Consider the following 3,978-nt stretch of genomic DNA (forward strand, 5'->3'; position numbering starts at 1 on the left):
GAGAGCACCATGCAAGCAACTCAACCCAACAGCGGTACCGAGCAGGCTACCACTGACGGCAACATCAAGCGATACAAGGTAAGCCAGACATTCGGCTACTACGAAGTGTGGCTGGAGGTAGACCACCGCATTCTAACGCCGGCGCGAGCCAAAGAGATCAATGAATTCTGGGGCGGATCCGAAGACCGTATCCGTGACGAGAACGGCGATGAAGTGAGGGCGGTGATCCGGTTGGCTGGAATCCACGCCTGTGAAGTCATCCTTGTGGATAGCCTGGGTGGCACCAGGTACGACACATGCGCCGACACTGTGCGTGCCTGGTCTATGAAATTTCATGCCCGAGATGGTTGGGGAGGGGAAATTCATACTCCTTTTGGCTGGTGCGGGATCCGCATTGTGGCGGGCTTTGATTGTCCGGGCTTTGATGAGTTTGAAGTGCGGGAGGTGGCCCGTGCATAAACCTAATAGCAGCGATCTGGACCTGTACGAACACCTCCCCGAATGGGCCACCGGCCATGCTAAAGGCGAGTACGTTCTCGGAGCGCACCTGCCAACCCGCGACGGTAGACGTTGTGGCAATGCCCACATCACCGCAACTGAGAAAGCCAGATGGGATGAAGCCAAAACGGTCTACGCATGCCTGACTGATGCTGGTCGAGTGATGCGGCTCACTAAAAGCGAACTGGAAGATTTTTTTTATCCCCCGGAGTGGATATCCGATATCAACGAGGTCAACCGGAAGTTCAGCCCACACGTGAATCTGTCATCCATCGAAAAAGCCAAGCAGCGACTGCAGGGCTTTCTCCATTCACGCAGCGGGCACGACCTCTTCTCCCTGGCAAGCGAAATGGCATTGACCAAAGAAGAGTGGGAGCTGATCAGAACCGACTGTCTCTGGATGCCAGCCAGCATGATCCAGGAGCTGGATGAGCTGTTTGCCAGCTTGGCAGACCCGGAGGTGACGCCATGAACCATCACGTCGAAAAGGCCAAAGCTGTGATGGAGGCAGCGCAGCGGAACCTGTCGAAGCTGACCGAGGCTGCGTATCCACGCGGAACCGTAGTGGTCTGCCGCCTGGCTGGTTACACCGTAGAACTGGTGGTGCGCGGGCTGCGCGGCTCTGACTGGGCCAGCCCTGGCCAACTGGTCGGTACCAACACCAAGACCGGCAAGCACCGCACCTTTGCCGATGCCGACGTGGTGCGTGTGGTGTACAGGCCGCCAGTGACCAGCATCGCCGAGGTCATGGCATCGGTTGAACCGGAAGTGCTCGACCAGGTGGCTTGGATGGACCAGCACGGCCGCCTGCACACCGACACCAACAACGGGCTGGAAGAGGTTCACCAGGAGCTGGCCAGCGTCACCGCCGAGCGTGACCAGGCGCTGCAGCTGCTGTACGAATCCCGCCACTGTCGCCGCGCTGCGCCCTACGACTTCAACGACTTGCTGCAGCGTGTCGACCAGGTTCTGGGCGACTATCAGCCGGAGGTGGCCCATGGCTAAGTATCAAGCCAGAACATGGACTGACGGCGAGGTCGACCAGGTGCGCCGCCGCTACCCCAACGAGCGGGCAAAGGACATCGCTGCTGACCTTGGCCGCCCGCTGCAGCACGTTTACAGCCTGGCCAGCCGCCTTGGGCTGTCCAAGTCTGAGGCGTTCAAGGCAAGCGACCTGTCCGGCCGGCTGAATGGCACACAGGGCGAAGCCGGTCGATTCGCCCCGGGGCGAAAGCCATGGAACCACGGCAAAAAGGGTATGACCGTCGGCGGCCGCGCCAAAGAAACGCAGTTCAAGCCCGGACACAAGCCACACACCTGGCAACCGGTCGGCGCCGAGCGCGTCACCCAGGACGGCTACCTGGAACGCAAGGTGACCGACACCGGCTGCACCCGGCGCGATTACCAGGCCGTACACCGTCTGGTCTGGATCGAGCACCACGGGGAGATACCCGCCGGCCACGTCGTCGTATTCAAAGACGCCCTGCCCAAGCACGAAAACATCACCATCGATCGGCTGGAGCTGATAACCCGCGCCGAGCTGGCCAGCCGCAACACCATTCACCGCTACCCGCCCGACGTTAAACAGGTCATCCGCCTGCAACGCAAGCTGGAGCGCAAAGTTAAGGATCTGGCAGATGAAGAATAAGATGCAAGACCTCAGAAACCACCTGTTCGCCCAGCTGGAGAGCCTGTCCGACCCCGAGAGCAAAGTAGATCTGGAGCGCGTGAAAGCCATGACCGAGATCAGCAAGGTGCTGGTGGACTCCGCCAAGGTAGAAGTCCAGTTCATAAACGCCGCCGGCGGAAAACACAGCACCGGCTTTATTGAATCCAAGCCAGAGCTGCCGGCGCCGGGAAGCGGAAAAGGCATTGGCCGTGAGCACTGAGCAAGTAAACCGCCAGCTGCTCGAAACCGAGGCACGCGACTGGCTGCGCCGAGGCTACACCAACAGCCAGCGCGTGGCCGAGCTGCAGGAGCTGATCGCCAGCAAGCGCGGCAACGCCGCTGCAAAGCGCCTGCTGGAAGAAATGCGCCGGCAGTGGACGCACCGGGCCGAGTGGATGCAATAAGAATACAGCGGTGCAGTTTCTCGGCCCCTGCGGGGGCCGTTTTTTTTGCCAGGCAGTTATTCTGGCGACGATTCATAAGAGCGTGGGGACGCTATGGCAGACGGTGTAGAGGTGCGCGGTAACCGCGTGCGCGTGTATTTCAGATATCAGGGTGAGTTGTGCCGCGAGTCGGTCAGCGGCGATGCCACACCCGCCAATATTGCCAACGCCCAACGGCTGGCCGGCACCATCAATTACGAAATTCAACAGGGCACCTTCGACTATGCCCGGCACTTCCCCAATTCACCCAAGGTGAAAACCAGCACGCTGGGTTACTACCTGGACCTGCTGCTCGACATCAAGCGCAATGAAATGTCCGCATCGGGCTACAGGGGGCACGCCAGCAAGGTCAGAAACCACATCCGGCCCAAGTGGGGCGACCGGCAGGCCGAGAGCATTGAGCACATCGAGGTAACCGCCTGGGTGCAGCAGGAGCTAATGCCAAAGCTGCACAACAAGACCATCCGCGACATCGTTAACATCATGCACCAGACCTACACGCTCTACCGCTCGCGCAACAGGTCAGCACACGACCCCACCACCGGCATCACCATCAAGCTGCCAGATACCGAAGAGGTGGACCCGTTCAACCGCGAAGAGATCGAGAAGATCCTCACCCCAGACCCTGACCTACAGCAGGAGATCAACCTCGCCCAGTTCATGCTGTGGAGCGGCCCCCGCGTGTCTGAGGCCATTTCATTGGCGTGGGAAGACGTGATCGATCTGGAGGCCGGCATCGTCCGGTTCCGTCGCGCCCAGGTGCGTGGGCACTACAAGGTAACCAAAACCCGGCGCTCAAACCGCGAGCTCAAGCTGCTCAAACCAGCGCACGACGCCCTACTCGCCCAGTTCAAACTGACAGGCCACCTGCCGCCCGTTGAGGTGGCCGTCACCGAACGGGACAACCGCACCGTGCGCAAAAGCCGGCTGCGGTTTGTGTTCCACAAAACAACCACGCAAGCGGCCTGGACCAGCTCAGACGTGCTACTGAAAAATTGGTGGGTAGGTCATCTGGAGAAACACGGCGTGCGGTACCGCAGCCCAAAAAACTGCCGGCACACCTTCGCCAGCCAGGTACTGAGCACCGGTGTTGCGCCGGTGGAATGGATCGCCGAGTACATGGGCCACACTACCACCGCGATGATCCACCGCCACTACGGCACCTGGATACCCCGGCGTGCGCACGATCAGCTCGACATAATCGCCGCAGCCCTGCAGCTGTAAAACACAAACACGAAAGCCGCCCATAGAGGCGGCTTTTTCGTGCCCGTCATTCCCAAAGTGTTCCCAAAACGATCCCCTTTAGAGGGGTACTTCTTGCGTTCACCAATGAAAACAACAGCTTATATGGTGCGGACGGAGAGACTC

The 3,978-nt window shown here is 59.9% G+C and carries 7 protein-coding genes; all 7 read left to right on the plus strand.

The window, feature by feature from the left end; all coding sequences use genetic code 11:
• The coding region (locus tag CNQ84_RS20110) for a DUF2528 family protein (RefSeq protein ID WP_096006529.1) at positions 1-459 on the plus strand (459 nt) is incomplete at its 5' end.
• Positions 452-970, plus strand: a complete 519-nt coding sequence (locus CNQ84_RS20440) for a hypothetical protein (protein WP_133065935.1) — start codon at positions 452-454, stop codon at positions 968-970. The genes CNQ84_RS20110 and CNQ84_RS20440, both read left to right, overlap by 8 nt.
• Positions 967-1,503: a hypothetical protein gene (locus CNQ84_RS20120; protein ID WP_096006531.1), complete on the plus strand. Its 537-nt coding sequence runs from the start codon at positions 967-969 to the stop codon at positions 1,501-1,503. The genes CNQ84_RS20440 and CNQ84_RS20120 overlap by 4 nt, the downstream gene beginning before the upstream one ends.
• On the plus strand, positions 1,496-2,146 hold the full coding sequence (locus CNQ84_RS20125; RefSeq protein ID WP_096006532.1) for an HNH endonuclease signature motif containing protein: 651 nt from the start codon (positions 1,496-1,498) through the stop codon (positions 2,144-2,146). Before CNQ84_RS20120 ends, CNQ84_RS20125 begins: the two co-directional genes overlap by 8 nt.
• The gene (locus tag CNQ84_RS20130; RefSeq protein ID WP_065335964.1) at positions 2,136-2,387 is read left to right on the plus strand and encodes a hypothetical protein; all 252 of its coding nucleotides are present in this window, start codon (positions 2,136-2,138) and stop codon (positions 2,385-2,387) included. The genes CNQ84_RS20125 and CNQ84_RS20130 overlap by 11 nt, the downstream gene beginning before the upstream one ends.
• Entirely contained in the window at positions 2,377-2,571 is a 195-nt protein-coding gene (locus CNQ84_RS20135; RefSeq protein ID WP_065335965.1) for a DUF7696 family protein, read from the plus strand. The genes CNQ84_RS20130 and CNQ84_RS20135 overlap by 11 nt, the downstream gene beginning before the upstream one ends.
• 93 nt (positions 2,572-2,664) lie before the next feature.
• Entirely contained in the window at positions 2,665-3,834 is a 1,170-nt protein-coding gene (locus tag CNQ84_RS20140; RefSeq protein ID WP_096006533.1) for an Arm DNA-binding domain-containing protein, read from the plus strand.
• The last annotated feature ends 144 nt before the right edge of the window (positions 3,835-3,978 follow it).

Origin of the sequence: Pseudomonas abyssi (assembly GCF_002307495.1) — a bacterium.
Lineage (GTDB): Bacteria > Pseudomonadota > Gammaproteobacteria > Pseudomonadales > Pseudomonadaceae > Halopseudomonas > Halopseudomonas abyssi.

Coding starts and splice junctions, on each gene's coding strand:
- CNQ84_RS20120 (WP_096006531.1), top strand. CDS start 967: ATGAACCATCACGTCGAAAAGGCCAAAGCTGTGATGGAGGCAGCGCAG.
- CNQ84_RS20125 (WP_096006532.1), top strand. CDS start 1,496: ATGGCTAAGTATCAAGCCAGAACATGGACTGACGGCGAGGTCGACCAG.
- CNQ84_RS20130 (WP_065335964.1), top strand. CDS start 2,136: ATGAAGAATAAGATGCAAGACCTCAGAAACCACCTGTTCGCCCAGCTG.
- CNQ84_RS20140 (WP_096006533.1), top strand. CDS start 2,665: ATGGCAGACGGTGTAGAGGTGCGCGGTAACCGCGTGCGCGTGTATTTC.